At 65.2% G+C, this 15,126-nt stretch carries 7 protein-coding genes; 6 read left to right on the top strand and 1 reads right to left on the bottom strand.

Features of this window, described 5'->3' with window-relative positions; genetic code table 11:
* Positions 1–53: 53 nt before the first annotated feature.
* From BM436_RS25190 to BM436_RS25215, 6 genes are all read left to right on the top strand, one after another.
* Positions 54–3,014: a TonB-dependent receptor gene (locus BM436_RS25190; RefSeq protein ID WP_093558288.1), complete on the top strand. Its 2,961-nt coding sequence runs from the start codon at positions 54–56 to the stop codon at positions 3,012–3,014.
* 125 nt (positions 3,015–3,139) lie between these two features.
* Complete coding sequence (locus BM436_RS25195) at positions 3,140–4,636, top strand: alpha-N-arabinofuranosidase (protein ID WP_093558289.1); 1,497 nt, start codon at positions 3,140–3,142, stop codon at positions 4,634–4,636.
* Positions 4,637–4,711: 75 nt separating this feature from the next.
* Positions 4,712–6,262 carry an alpha-N-arabinofuranosidase gene (locus tag BM436_RS25200; RefSeq protein WP_093558290.1) on the top strand — a complete coding sequence of 517 codons (1,551 nt, stop codon included), beginning with the start codon at positions 4,712–4,714 and terminating at the stop codon, positions 6,260–6,262.
* Positions 6,263–6,446: 184 nt separating this feature from the next.
* Positions 6,447–11,384, top strand: a complete 4,938-nt coding sequence (locus BM436_RS25205; RefSeq protein WP_177307499.1) for an OmpL47-type beta-barrel domain-containing protein — start codon at positions 6,447–6,449, stop codon at positions 11,382–11,384.
* A gap of 12 nt (positions 11,385–11,396) precedes the next feature.
* Positions 11,397–12,050: an NF038129 family PEP-CTERM protein gene (locus BM436_RS25210; protein WP_093558292.1), complete on the top strand. Its 654-nt coding sequence runs from the start codon at positions 11,397–11,399 to the stop codon at positions 12,048–12,050.
* Between the two features lie 11 nt (positions 12,051–12,061).
* Positions 12,062–13,981: a glycoside hydrolase family 97 protein gene (locus tag BM436_RS25215; protein WP_218164926.1), complete on the top strand. Its 1,920-nt coding sequence runs from the start codon at positions 12,062–12,064 to the stop codon at positions 13,979–13,981.
* Between the two features lie 20 nt (positions 13,982–14,001).
* Here the strand turns inward: BM436_RS25215 and BM436_RS25220 are convergent, their stop codons facing one another.
* Positions 14,002–14,916, bottom strand: coding sequence for a GntR family transcriptional regulator (locus BM436_RS25220; protein ID WP_093558294.1), 915 nt, complete (start codon positions 14,914–14,916; stop codon positions 14,002–14,004).
* Positions 14,917–15,126 lie beyond the last annotated feature (210 nt).

A 15,126-nucleotide genomic window follows, 5' to 3' on the forward strand; every position in this document is an offset into this window, starting at 1 on the left:
GGAAAGCCGAAAAGCTGTCCATATATATCCAAATTTAGAGAGAGACGAAGTAGATGAATACGAAACTCAAGTTGTCCCTTAAGGCCACCGGCATCGCACTTGCGGTAAGCCAGGCATTCGCGCCGAACGCAATGGCGCAGGCAGCCGCGGATGAATCGGCGGTCATCGTCGTGAAGGGTATCCGCGCCAGCGCGCGCTCGTCGGTGGCGATCAAGCGCGACACGATGGAAGTGGTCGATTCGATCACCGCGGACGATATCGGCAAGCTGCCCGACCCGAACGTGGCCGAAACGCTGACCCGTATTCCCGGCGTGCAGGGTTACCGCTTCGGCGGCGAAGGCGCTTCGCCGTCCGGCAACGGTTCCGGCCTGGGCATTCGCGGCTTGACGGGACAGACGGCGTCGGTCATGAACGGCCGGAAGTTCTTCACCGCCGGCAGCCGCGAATACAACATCGAAGGCGCGATCCCGGGCATGATCGCCGGCGTCGACGTCTACAAGAATCCTTCGGCCGAGCACATCGAAGGCGCAATCGGCGGCCTCATCAATATCCGCACCCGCAATCCGAGCGACTTCAAGGGTTTCACCGCCGCGCTGAACGCCAACCTCCGCTACAACGATCTTGAAAAGCAAAAAGACCCGGAACTGTTCGGTCTGATCGCCAACCGCTTCGATCTGGGCGGCGGCTCGCGCATCGGCGTGATGGCCGCGGTGGCTTACCAGAAGAGCGCCGGCCGATCCGACAGCACCGCGGGCAACCGCGGCCCGGACTACCGCCGCGTCGTGCGCGCCGATAGCGCCGAATACGCGTCCCTGGCGGCCGCGAACACGGGCAACAACCCGAACCTGCCATCGTCGACGTATGCCGGCCGCAAGGACGTCAGCTATCTGGCTGGCGTGCCGACCTTCCCGACCTCGTCCACGGTTGGCCGGAACATGCCGAACACGGCAGGGCTGAGCGCCGATCAGATCAGCAATATCGTCGCCCAGCCCGGGATGCTCGCCAACGTGTTCCAGGAAACCATCATGCGCGAGCGCAGGGGCTTGAACCTGGCGGCCGACTATCGCGTCAGCAACACCTTGCGCTTCTTTACGGAATTCAACTACACCTACTACCTGTACCACCAGAATTATCGCTTCAACTTCATTGACAACGGCACCCACGTGCAAAATCTGCAGACCGCGCCGTTCCCAATGACCGAGGGCCGGGCCAACCGCAACTGGAATGGCGGCAGCGACGACGTGCTGAGCGCCAATCGCGTCATGAGCGGCACCTTCCTCAACTCGTCGCTCAGGCCATGGGGGGGCGACGAACACACCCCCTACAGGACCGGGATCGCGGTGGCGGGTGCCGAGTGGAGCCCGACCAGCGATCTGTCGCTCAAGGGCGATTTCAATATCATCCGATCGGATAAAAAACAGGACAACCGCAGGGTCGAGATGGCTGGCGCGGCCGGCAAGCTCTGGGACGTGTCGCGCTTCGCCGAGGGCGAGACGAATCGGATCGGTTTCAGCGGCCCGAGCCTGTCCGATCCGGCCAACTTCGTCTTCTCCAACTACGAAAGCGCCGCCTACAATACCTGGGACGACAAGGGCCACGCGGCCTCGCTCAGCGGCGTCTATTCCCTGGATAATGGGCCGTTCAGCCACCTGAAGTTCGGCACCCGCTTTGCGACCCAGGAAAGCATGTTCAAGAACTTTGGCTTCGGCGGCAGACGGCTGACGACCAACGGCAAGGACCTCGCCGCCGACCGGTCGAACGGCATCCTGGTCTCGACCAAGCCGGGCGTACTGCAAAACGCGCCGACCAACTACATGGACGGCAGAGCCGGCTTTTCGGGCGGCTATGTCGTGTACTCGCCCGACGCCTTGCTGGGCAACCAGGTCGCGCAACAATTCCCGAACGCAGGCATTCCGGCCGAGGGCGCCTATGTTGAAAACGCGTGGGGTCGCCGCTTCATGACCGAAGACACGCTGGCAGGCTATCTGACCGGCGAATTCAGCGCGCTCGACGAGCGCGTCAAGGGTAGCGTCGGCGTTCGCGTCGTCCGTACCGAGACGTCGGCGACGGCGCGCGTCGCCAGCCCGACGATTGCCAACACCTTCGTCGACCACACCGAGACCAGTTCCTACAACAACGTCCTGCCGACGTTCAACGCCACCTACACCATCGCGCCGGATTTCCTGGCACGGTTCGCCTATGGCCGCGGCATGACCCGTCCTAACCCGGATCTGCTCAATCCAGCCATCTCGGTCAACACGGTGAACGGCACCGGTAGCATGGGCAACACGGCACTGCGTCCGCAGGTCGCCGACAGCTTCGATTTGTCGCTCGAGCGCTACTTCAGCGGGACGAACTATGTGTCTGCCGCGGTGTTCGCAAAGAACATTGATGGATTCTTCAATAAAGTGTCGAATTGCAGGACGGTCGACGTTTATCCGGCGTATGCGGGCATCGAGAACAACGGCTGCGCGCCAGGTCAGTACCTCATTTCGCAAGACATCAACGCCGAGAAGGGCTGGGCGCGCGGCGTCGAGCTGGCGGGCCAGTGGTTCTTCGATGCCAAGGACAATTGGCTGCGCGACTTCGGCGTGGCCGCGTCCTATACGTTTGTCGACACCTCCAACCCGATCAACATTGGCGACTCCGTGAACAAGCGCATCGTCGATACGATACAGCCGTTCGTGTCCAAGCACAGCTACAGCCTCTCCGGCCTGTACGAGGGCAAGAAGCTGTCGGGGCGCGTCGTGTACACCTGGCGTTCGTCCCAGCAACTGGGAAACATTGGACAGGGTCCGATCGGCGGTTCCTATGTCAATCCGTATGGCATTCTCGACGCCTCTCTCAACTACGCGATCGACGATCATCTGACCCTGTCCGTGAGCGCCTCGAACCTCACCAACGTCACGCCGCAGCGCATGATTGGCGAAGCGCAAACCCATGAGACGGGCATGGGGGCCCAACTCATGGCCAACGGCCGCATGTTCGCCGCTGGCTTGCGCTACAAGTTCTAAGACGCGAGCATAAGGTTACCTCGAAATACCTGGTGGCTATTCGAGGTGCCCATAAATCGCAGACGCCCGAGCCGGCCCGCAGTCGGGGGCCGGCTCGCCTGCATTCAACAACACAAGGACTGCCCGTGAAGCACCTCCAATTCCCCATCATGGCCGCGGGCCTGTTGGTGGCCGCGTCGGCCTGGGCCGCGCAAACCGTGGACATCGAAATCGATGCGGGACACCCGGGACCGGTCATCAGCAAGAATCTGTACGGCCATGCGGCCGCGGATGGCCATGCCGGCAATTTCGGCGGCATGTGGGTCGGTCCCCGGTCGAAAATTCCCAACATCAAGGGCTGGCGCAAGGATGTGGTGGCCGCGCTGAAGGAGTTGCGCGTGCCGGTGCTGCGCTGGCCGGGCGGCTGCTCCGCGGACGAGTACAACTGGCGCGACGCTATTGGACCGCGCGGCAAGGCCACGGACGGCAACGCGGTCGGCACGCACGAGTTCTTCGACTTGGTCGAGCTGCTCGGCGCCGACGCTTACGTGAACGGCAATGTCGGCACCGGTTCGCCTCGCGAAGCGGCCGATTGGGTCGAATACATGGCCGCGCCGAGCGGTTCGACGCTGGCCCGATTGCGGACGAAAAACGGCCGCGCCAAGCCATTCAAAGTGGCCTACTTCGGCGTTGGCCGCGCGCCTTGGGGCTGCGGCGGCAACATGACGCCGCAATACTATGCGGACCTGTACAACCAATACGCGGTCTTCATCCGGGGAAAGAGCAACGAGCCGCCCAAGCTCATCGCCAGCGGCGGCGGCGCGGAATGGACCGATGAACTCAGTACCAAAAAACGTATCCGCGATTACCGCGACGGCATCAGCGCGCACCGTCCACCAACTGCGACTGTAGCCAACGACAGCGGGAGCGCGGCGCCCGACTTGGGCGAGGCGCGGTGGATCGCCGCCTTGAACCGGGCCTGGCAGATCAACGAGTTCATCGACAGCAATGTCGCCATGCTCGACAAGAACGATGCGACGAAAAAAACCTCCCTCGCGATAGGCGAATGGGACGGGGGCGGCGCCGCGGCGCGGCAGCGGCCGCAGCCGAACGCACTGGGCGACGCGCTCGTGGCGGCCCTGCATTTCCACGCCTTCCATGCCCATGCGGGCCGCCTGAGCATGGCCAACATTGCTCAGCAGGCCCCACGCCAGGACATGATCCAGGCCGAAAGGAGCACGATGGTGCTGACGCCGACGTATCACGCGTTCAGGATGCACGTGCCGTTCCAGGATGCGGTCTCGCTTCCGGTCAAGCTCGACAACAACCCGACGTATGGCCTGGGCGGCATTGCGCTTCCCACTGTCAGCGCCTCGGCCGCGCGCGCCATGGACGGCAAGCTGTATCTGTCGCTCGTCAACGCCAATCCGAAGGAAGCCGTGGCGGTCGCCGTCAGCGTGGCGGGTGTGGTGGCGAAAGCGGCCAACGGCAGCGTGCTGACGGCCAGCGCCATGGATGCCCACAACAGCGTCGCATCGCCCGGTTCGGTTGCGCCCGCGCCGTTCACGGCGCGCGGCGGGCAAGGCAAGTTGCTCCTGACGCTCAAGGCAAAGTCGGTCACCGTACTGGCGATCGACGAATAAACCGGGGAAACGACAGCCGCGTGGGCATGCGGCGGCATGCCTCCCCACCGCTATTCATTAGAGGAAGCAAAAGAAATGAAATTGATCAAGCGTGCGCTGTGCTGCGTCGGCATGCTCGCGGCCCAGGCGGTCTATGCGGGCCCGGAAGTGGCTGTCACTGTCGACGTGGCCAGGCCGGGCGCTGTCATTAACAAGAACGTCTACGGCCAGTTCGCCGAACACCTCGGCACCGGGATCTATGGCGGCATGTGGGTCGGTCCCGAGTCGAAGACCCCCAATATCAAAGGCTGGCGCAAGGACGTCCTGGATGCGCTGAAGGACCTGCGGGTGCCGGTGGTGCGCTGGCCGGGCGGCTGCTTCGCCGACGAATACGACTGGCGCGACGGCATCGGCCCACGCGGTAAGCGTCCGGTCATGGTGAACACCAACTGGGGCGGCGTGGTGGACAACAATGCCGTGGGCACGCACGAATTCTTCGACCTCATCGAGCTGATCGGCGCCGACGCTTACGTGAATGGCAATGTCGGTACCGGCTCGCCGCGCGAAACGGCGCAATGGCTTGAATACATGACGGGCGACGGCCAGTCGGCGCTGGCGCGGCTGCGGGCGCGGAACGGACGGGCCAAGCCGTTCAAGGTCGCCTTCTTCGGCATCGGCAACGAGAACTGGGGCTGCGGCGGCAACATGACGGCAGCCTATTTCACCAATCTGTACAACCATCACGCGACCTTCGCGCATTCACATGGCGCGCAGGCGACCAAGCTCATCGCCGGTGGCGGCCTGGACGGCGACGTCGACTGGACCGACTACTTGAGCCGCAACATCCGCGCCCCCGCGAGCGCCATCAGCCTGCACTACTACACAGTGCCAGGCCGCGGCGGCAGCGGCAAGGGCCCCGCCACCGGTTTCGGCGAAGACCAGTGGATCTCGGCTTTGAAGGACGCCTTGCACATGGGCGAACTGCTGGCCCGCAACGTGGCCAAGCTCGAGCAGAACGATCCCCAGAAAAAATTCACGCTCGCCGTCGACGAATGGGGCACCTGGTACGAGCCGACGCCCGGCACCCCGCCGCGCTTCCTGCAGCAGCAGAACTCGCTGAGGGACGCGCTGGTGGCGGCGCTGCACTTCCACATCTTCCACGCCCATGCGGACCGGGTGAGCATGGCCAACATCGCCCAGATGGTCAATGTGCTGCAGGCGATGATACTGACCGACGGGAACGCGATGGTGCTGACGCCGACGTATCACGCGTTCAGGATGCACGTGCCGTTCCAGGACGCGGTCTCGCTGCCGGTCAAGCTCGACAACAATCCGCAATACACCCTGGGCGGCGCGGGCATTCCGTTGCTGAGCGCGTCGGCCGCGCGCGGAAAGGACGGCAAGCTGTATTTGTCGCTGGTCAACAGCAGTCCGAAGGACGCGGTCGCGGTCTCTGTCGCACTGGCTGGCGCAGTGGGCAAGTCCGCCAGCGGCAGCGTGCTGACGGCCGCCGCCATGGACGCGCACAACAGCTTCGCATCGCCCAAGGCCGTGATGCCCACGCCGTTCCAGGCGCGAGCCGACCGCGGCAAGCTGCCCATCACCTTACCGCCAAAGTCGGTCGCGGTAGTCGCGGTGCACGAATGAAAAACTTAGAAGGGCAAGGCGCAGGTCAACAGTGCGCTTTTTTAAGCGCGACGGTCTCTTGAAGATAGAAGAAGGGCGTCGGCGTTAACACTCGGGGAGTTCCAATTGAAGGAGCATAAAAATGAGAATACTTAGATTTGACGTTTCATTCAGGCGTCTTGCCTCAATGGTCATTTCGGCAAGCATGGTCGCGACACTCGTACCATTGCCGGGGGGCGTCGCGCAGGCCGCGGACACCATTCAAACCTTGGCCACCAGTTATCAGCCGACGATCAACGAAGCGATCGATGCCAGCGGCTTCAAGCATCCCGGCATGGGATTTACCAAGGAAACCCTTGAAAACGTGAGGACCCAGGTTCGGGCGCAGCAAGAACCCTGGAATACCTATTTCAATAGCATGCTTGGGTCCGGCTCCGCCTCGAAGACGCCGACGATCAAGAACGTCAGCGGCGATCCCACCAAGCCGCGCCTCTACGGCCTCACGTCGCAAGGGGATCAAACCCTGTTCATTGCCGATGCGCTGGTGGCCTACACCCAGGCCATCTTGTACTACGTGACCGGCGACGAGACCTATCGCGGCAACGCGATGCGCATCATCCGCCTGTACGCGCAGATGGACCCGACACGCTACTCGTACTACACCGATGCGCACATTCACACCGGCATTCCACTGAGCCGCATGACGGCGGCGGCGGAAATCCTGCGCTACACCAGCACGCAGACGCCCGCGCTGGCGTGGACGGACGACGACACCCTCAATTTCACGAACAACCTGGTCATCCCGGTCATGCAGACCTACAACTCCTGCAATTGCCGCTTCATGAACCAGCATCTCTACACGACCCTCGCCAAGATGTCGGGCGCCATCTTCACCGGCAACCGGGAAGAGTATGACCGGGCCGTCGAGTGGTTCACCGTCAACAAGGACGCGGTGGACCAGGGGCAGACAGGCTCCATCAAGCAATTGTTCCGCCTGGTGACCAAGAACGACCTGACCGGCGAGGCTGTCACGCCCGCCGTGCAGCACGTCGAGATGGGCCGCGACCAGGCCCACGGCGCCGGCGACATCACGAACGCGCAAATCCTGTCGCGCCTCATGATGGGCCAGGGCACCAAGGTCGATCCGGTCCTTGGCACCCCGTCGACGGCCCCGGATGCCGTTGGCCCCTATGAATTCCTGGATGACCGCATTTTCAAGGCCGCGGAGCTATTCGGCACCTTTATGCAGGGCTACGACATCCCCTGGGTGCCAACCGCGTCGCACACCGACGCCGACGGCAACCCGACCGTCGTCTACCGCGATCTGTCCGGCTACTACCGCGGGCGGATAGGCCAGAACACATGGGAATCGTTCTACTACTACAAGTACGTCCGCAACATGAACATGGAGCAGGCCTCGCCCGGTTTCACCCGTTTTTTCAGCACCCGCAACGGTTATAACTGGGATGCCGTCGACGGCGGCGGCGATTTCTGGTTGTTCATCCCGGCCGCCGCGGCCAGCGAGGGCAGCAAGTACCTGGCGATGAGCCCCGTCGATCCCTATCGCGAAGTCGATTGGCACTTCACGCCGCGCGACGCCCATTCCCAGGTCATGACGGACACGACCGCTTCCTACATCCGCACCACGGCCACCGAGGCGGGCAGCAAGTACGTTGTCTATGGTTACGGCTACGGCACGGGCAGCCTTTCCCTCAGGATCCGCACCAACGGCGTCGCCACCATGGAAGCCTTCTACTCAACGATCCAGCTGCCGAACACCAATGGCCAGTGGATGTACGTCAACTTCCCGGGCTCGCTGATTGACTTCCTGGAGGTCACGATCAAGGGTGCCGGCACCACGGTGGACTTCGACCACATCAATGTCAACGGCGGCAGTCTCAGCCTGCCCACCTTCAACGCCGGGAACGCCGAGCTGAGCATTTACAGCTACGTCGGCACCAGCCAAACGGTGAGCACCAGCTTCGCGGCGACCGATTCGAACCCGGCGGCGACGCTGACCTACCAGATCGACCACCTGCCGCCCGGCGCCAGTTTCAACACCAGCACCGGCGCGTTCTCGTGGCTGCCAAACCAGGCCGGCACCCACTCCTTCGTGGTCCAGGCCAGCGACGGCACGACCATCACGAGCAAGCGCTTCTCTGTGATCGTGGGCGCCGATCGCCAAGCGACGGTCAATCTCCTGAATGGCGTTTATGCCCCGAATTCCTTGTACGTCAGCTCGACCCTGGCCACTTACAATGCCGCCAACAACGACATCGCGAGCGTGATCTCGAGTGCGACCGATGAGGTGTTCTTCCAGAAGCTGGCAACCCTGAGGTCGGCCTTGGAAGACTTGCAACTGCTGACGCCGGTGATCGCCGACGGCAGCATGAATTACGCCAAGATGCTGCTCCCCGCCTCCACCTTCAAGAATGAGGCGTTCAAGGCGCTCGACGACGATTCCGACAGCTTCGTGTATTTCGGCTGGGCGGCGGGCAATCGGGTCCATACCCTCGACTTCGGACCGAGCTTCAAGATTTCGGCAACCGCCTTTGCCTTGCAAGCGCGTCAGAGCTTCCCCGAGCGTGTCGGCGACACGACGGTGTACGGCTCCAACGACAACGCGAACTGGACGCGACTGACGCCGGGCCAGACCGTGGTGACGGAAGACTTGCAGCACCTGCCGGTCTCCGGTGAGCTGCACAACCAGCGCTTCCGCTTCATCAAGATCGCGATGTCCGCGAATTCCATCCTCGAACTGGCCGAGTTCCACATCTTCGGCACCCGCTACGAGACGGTGAACGCGATCGCGTCCGTGACCATGAGCTCGGATCAGGCGCTGCGCAGGCGCGTAATCCCGGGCAACACGGTCAAGGTGAACTTCGTCTCGACCGAGCCGATCAACAACGTCAACGTCACCATCCAGGGACAAGCCGCGACGGTGACGACGGCGGACAACCTGAACTGGACCGCGAGCGCGGTGATCAACGCCACGGCGGCGCCCGGCAACGTGGGCTTTCTGCTGAACTACAAGACGGCCGCCGGCCTCGACGCCGAACCGACCATCTTCACGACGGACGGCAGCGGGGTGTACATCGCCGACCAGACCAATTTCATCGGCAACCTCACGACGATCACCACCGTGAGCGATTCGAGCGGCCGCAACGCGGTCGACGCGGTCAACACCGCCAACCTGCTGTTAGACAGCAACCTGAACACGTCCACCGATTACCGCCTCAATGGCGCCGGCTGGGGCGCCTGGGTGGAGTTCGACTTCCGCGGCGGCGGCACCGTGAGCCTGTCGCGCGTCGAGATCATCGCCCGTCCGGACCAGGTGGCCCGCATCAACGGCGCCTTCGTGCAAGGCTCGAACGACAGGACGACCTGGGACACGATCACCAACAATGCTGGCAACACGGCCGATTGGCAGACGCTGTGGGCCAACAGCGCCACGCCGTACCGCTATGTGCGCGTCACCAACGGCAACAATTGGGTGGGCAATATGTCGGAACTGCGCCTGTACGGCATCGTCAAGTCGAGCGCGCAGATAGCGACGGCGTCGATCTCGTCGGCGCAATCGCTCAGCCCCGCGTCTGCGCTGAACAAGCGTGTTGTCGCCGGGAACACCGTCAAGCTGACGTTCACGGCGAAGGCGGCCATCACCGACGTCACGGCCACGATCCATGGCCAGGCGGCGACGGTCACCACCACGGACAACGTCAACTTCACGGCGACCGCGGTCCTGGCCCAAAGCGTGGCTGCGGGCAAGGTCAACTTCGCCGTCAATTACAAGATGGCGGATGGTTCGGCCGGCTACCCGGCCACGGCCACGACGGACGGCAGTGGAGCCTACGTGGTGGATGAATCGGACCTGATCCGCAACATCTCGACCGTGGCCACCTTGATCGATTCGACGGTGAACCGTAGCGCCGCGGTGACCAAGTCCAATGTTGATGCGCTGTTCGACGGCAATATCTTCTCCGCCTCGGATTTCCGCATCGGTAGTAACAACAGCGGTATTGGCAGTTACATCATCTTCGACTTCAAGGCCGGCAACCAGGTCAACCTGACGAGTGTCGAACTGCTGGCGCGCCAGGACCAGACCCTCCGCGCGAAAAGCACCGTGTTCCAGGGTTCCAACGACGGCTCTACCTGGACCGCGATCACGAACGCCGCCGCGCAAGCACAGGACTGGCAGACGTTCGCGGTGGGCAGCGCGGTACCGTATCGCTACATTCGCATCTACAACCCGACCAACTGGGTCGGCAACCTGGCGGAAGTGCGGCTGCACGGCTCGCTGCACGGCGCGGACACCACAGCGCCTGCCACGCAGGCCGACGCCCCCGGCGGCGCCGTCAACAAGGACACGACCGTGACCCTGAGCGCCACCGATACGGGCTCGGGCGTGCAAGCTACCTACTATGCCGTCGACGGCGGCGCCCAGCGGACCGGCAACGCCATCCTGTTCAACACAGAAGGCAACCACTCGCTGGTGTACTGGAGCGTGGACTGGGCCGGCAACATCGAGCCCCAGCGCAGCGCGTCCGTGAGGATCGACAAGACGGCTCCCGTCACCACCGCGACGGCCAGCCAGGCCGCGCCGGCCAGCGGCTGGTACTCGGGCGACGTGTCGCTGGCGCTGTCGGTGGCGGCGGACGGCGGCTCGCCGGCCGCGGCGACCCACTACACCGTGGACGGCGGCGCGCAGCAGACCGGCAACACGGTCGCGCTGAGCGCCAAGGGCACCCACACCGTGAGCTACTGGAGCGTGGACCAGGCCGGCAACACCGAGCAAGCCCGCTCGCTGACGGTGAACATCGGCCCGATCGACCTGGGCGCCAGCGTGAAGATGACGCAGCAGGGCGCGACCCTGAACCGCGCCACCGGCAAGTATGTCGGCGGCATGACGCTCACCAACACGACGGGCTCGACCTTGACCGGTCCGCTGACGCTCAGGCTGAACGGCCTGGGCAACGGCTTGGTGCTCGACAACGCCACCGGCATGGACGCCGCCGGCGCGCCGTACGTCGCCCTGGCCAACCCGCTCGCCCCCGGCTCGTCGGTCACCGTGAACCTCACGTTCTCGAACCCCAACCGCGCCCCCGTCACCTACTCGGCGCAGCTGTTCCGCGGCCAACCTTAAGGAGGATTCACCATGCACATCAAACACAAGACCGCATCCCTCCTGCGCCGCGCGGCGCTGGCCCTGGCGCTGGCGGCGGGCTGCGGCCTGGCCTCGGCCGGCGTCGTCCACGTGACGATCGACACCGCGTCCTTCGGCGCCGCCAGCGGCTTCCTGGACATGAACCTCGGCGCCAGCGGCGACATGCCGCTGGCGACGGCGACGGTGACCAACCTGGTCGGCTTCCAGAGCTCGCCCTATATCGACTCCTGGGGCGTGACCGCGGTCGCCGGCGGCTGGCGCTTCCGCAACGACACGTCGAACGACCTGTTCCAGTCCGTGGATTTCGGCGGCGTGCTGTCGTTCGACCTCACCTTCGCGGGCGCGGTCGATCCGATGACGAATTACATCTCGAAATTCGTCGTGTCGGCGTTCGGCAGTGACGGCTTCACGCCGCTCGGCCACTACGATCCGGTGACCGGGGCCCTGGCGGAATTCGCCTGGACCCCCGGCCTCGCCGCCGGCGCGGATGGCCACATCTTCGCCAACCTCTCGGATCCGCACGTCACGGCGGTCCCCGAACCGGCGCCGTTCCTGCTGATCGGCATCGGCTGCGCCGCCCTGGCGCTGAGGCGGCGCCGGACCGCCGGACGCGGGCGTTCCATTCGACACCTGGCCGCGTCATGAGGAAACCGCGTTTGACTTCGACGGCGGCGGCGGTCGCGTCGGTTCTGTTGCCGGCGGCTTGGGCTTGCGCCGCGCCGGCGATCGTCTCGTCCCCGGATGGGCGCGTCGCCATCCGGATCGAGGAGGACGGCAGCCGGTTCTCGATCTCGCGCGGCGGCGACGCCGTCATCGCGTCGTCGCCGCTGGGCCTCGAACTCGACGGCGCGCCGGCTTTCGGCGCCCTCGCGCTGGAACGGCGCGACGACGTCGAGGTCGACCGGACCATTCCGCTGGTGGCCACCAAGGCCGCCGAGGCGCGCGACCGCTATCGCGGCGCCACGCTGGCGTTCCGGGAACGCGCGCCGGCCGGCCGCCGGCTGTTCGTCGACGTGCGCGCCTATGACGACGGGGTCGCGTTCCGCTACCGCCTCGATGGCGCCGAGCCGGTGCGCCTGCGCGGCGAACTGACCGCGTTCGTCCCGGCCGGCGATCCCGAATGCCTGGTGTCGCTCGCCAAGGGGGCGCACGAGGAACCCTTCGAGCGCAGGAGGGTGTCGCAGTTGCGCGAAGGCGTGGCCTACGATGTGCCGGTGGCGTGCAAGACGCCTTCCGGGCGCACCGCGTACGCCATCACCCAGGCCCATCTGGCGGATTACACCGGGGCGTCGCTGTGGCGCGAGGGCGGCGCGCTGCGGGTGCGGCTGTCGGCGCCGCCGAAGCGGCCGGCGCCTGCGTTCGTGTCCAGGACGGGGCTGACGACGGCCTGGCGCGTGGTCATGTTGGGCGACCGCGCCGGCGACCTGATCGGCTCGCACCTGGTCGGCAACCTGAATCCGGCGCCGCGGGGCGACTTCAGCTGGGTCCGGCCGGGCAAGGCGGCGTGGGACTGGTATTCGAGCCCGCTGGCCGGCATGGCGGCCGACATGGACAGCTACAAGCGGTTCATCGATTTCGCCGCCGCCGCCGGATTGCCGTACTACCTGATCGACGCGGGCTGGGCCAAGGGTTCCGCCGCCCCGGGCTGGAAGGCGCTGCCGACCACCGACATCGGCCGCGCGGCCGACGGCATCGACATGCCCGCGCTGGCGCGCTACGCGGCCGGCAAGGGCGTGGGACTGCTGCTGTGGGCGCACTGGGAGCATGTCGCGCCGCGCATGGACGAGGTGCTCGACACCTACGCACGGTGGGGCATCAAGGGCGTCAAGATCGATTTCATGGACCGCGACGACCAGGAGATCGTCGAGTTCTACCAGCGCGTCGCCGACGCCACGGCGAAGCGCCGGCTGCTGCTCGATCTGCACGGCGCCTACGTTCCCGCCGGACTGCAGCGCACCTATCCGAACTTCATCACCCAGGAAGGCGTGCTGGGCGCGGAATGGAACAAGATGGGCAGGAAGGTCACGCCGCAACACAACCTGATGCTGCCCTACACGCGCATGCTGGCCGGCCCGATCGACTACACGCCGGGCGGCTTCCGCAATGGCACGCCGGCCAGCTTCGCCGTGCGCGAGGCGATGCCCGAGACGCAGACCACGCGGGGCCAGGCGTTGGCGATGTATGTGGTGTACGACAGCCCGCTGCAGATGGTGTCCGACAGCCCGGACGCCTACCGTGACGCCGCCGGATTCGATTTCATCAAGCGCGTGCCGACCGCGTGGGACGAGACGCGCTTCCTGTCCGGCGAGCCGGGGCGCGACATCGTGCTGGCGCGGCGCCATGGCGGCAGCTGGTACCTCGGCGCGATGACGGCGGAGGAGGCCGGGGACGGCCGCGTCGAGCGGGTGCCGCTGGACTTCCTTCCCGCCGGCCGCTACCGCGCCACGGTGTGGGACGACGGCGGCACGCCCAACGAGGTCCGGCGCGTGGAGCGCGAGGTGACGGCCAAGGACGCGCTATCGCTGCGCCTCGCCGCGGCGGGCGGCGCGGCGGTGATCCTGGACCCGCTGCCGTGACGCGCGGGCACGGCATGGCGTCACTGCGCGTGCGTCCTGCCCTCCCTGTTGCGCAGGGAGTTGAGCATGGTGGAGCGGGACGAGCGCAGGTGGATCCGCATGGCCGCCAGCGCGGCCGGAACGTCGCCGCTGGCGAGCGGGCGCAAGATGGCCAGATGCTCTTGCAGCGCGTGCCGGTTGCGCGGGATCTCGTCGCGCTTGTCCCACTGGTAGTGGTAGTGGTACACCATGGACACCACCTCGTTCAGGTTTTCCGCGAAGCGGTTGTCCAACAGGCCGATCAAAAAGGTGTGGAACTCCCGGTCGAGGGCGGGAAATTCGGCGCGGCCCTCGGCCGGTTCCCCGGCCAGCGCCTCGTGGCGCGCCAGCAGTTCGTCCAGCCGGGCGAACACCGGGTCGCCCGGGGGCAGGGCGGCGATGCGTTCGATCGACTTCAATTCGAACATTTCGCGCGCCTCCCCCAGCTCCTGCGCGTACTTGGTGTCGAACGCGCACAGGCGCCAGCCGCCGCGCGGGTTCTTCGAGATCAGGCCGTTGCGCGAGAAGCCGATCAGGAATTCGCGCACCGCGATCGTGCTCACGCCGGCCGCGCGCGACAGCTCGGCCTCGGTGAATTCGGCCCCCGGCGGCAGGTCGCGCTCGTAGATGCGCTCCATCAGCACTTGCTGCAGCTGTTCCGTGGCGCTGTGCAGTTCCGACACGTCGAAGTAATCGTCCGGCCTGGGTTTGCGCAGCAGATAGCGCTCCTTCATGCTCGCGACCAGTCCATGCTCGGCCAGGTGGCGCAGCGCGCCGCGCACGGCGGTGCGGCTGCTCTCGGCGATCTCGGCCATCCGCGTTTCGCTGGGCAAGGGGGCGCCGATGTCCAGATGGTTGGCGGCGTGGTCGAGAAGCAGATTGATGCTGCGCCGGGTGGTGGTGGGGGGCTTGGCCATTTTCTTGTAGCGGGGCGCCGTTGCGGCGTGGAAGCGAAGGAACGCTATTTTACCTCCAAGCCCGCGCCACCCGCCCGGGCCGGCGTCGCCATACCAATGTCGTGAAAGTTCTTAATGTATTGAATGCAATTTCTTGGCGGCGCCGGCGAAACCGGCGCGCCCATCCCGCCCCGGCACCCGCCGGATCAAGTTGTTCCCAGACAGCAGTTC

The sequence above is a fragment of the Pseudoduganella namucuonensis genome (genome assembly GCF_900116645.1).
GTDB classification, from domain to species: Bacteria; Pseudomonadota; Gammaproteobacteria; order Burkholderiales; family Burkholderiaceae_D; genus Rugamonas; species Rugamonas namucuonensis.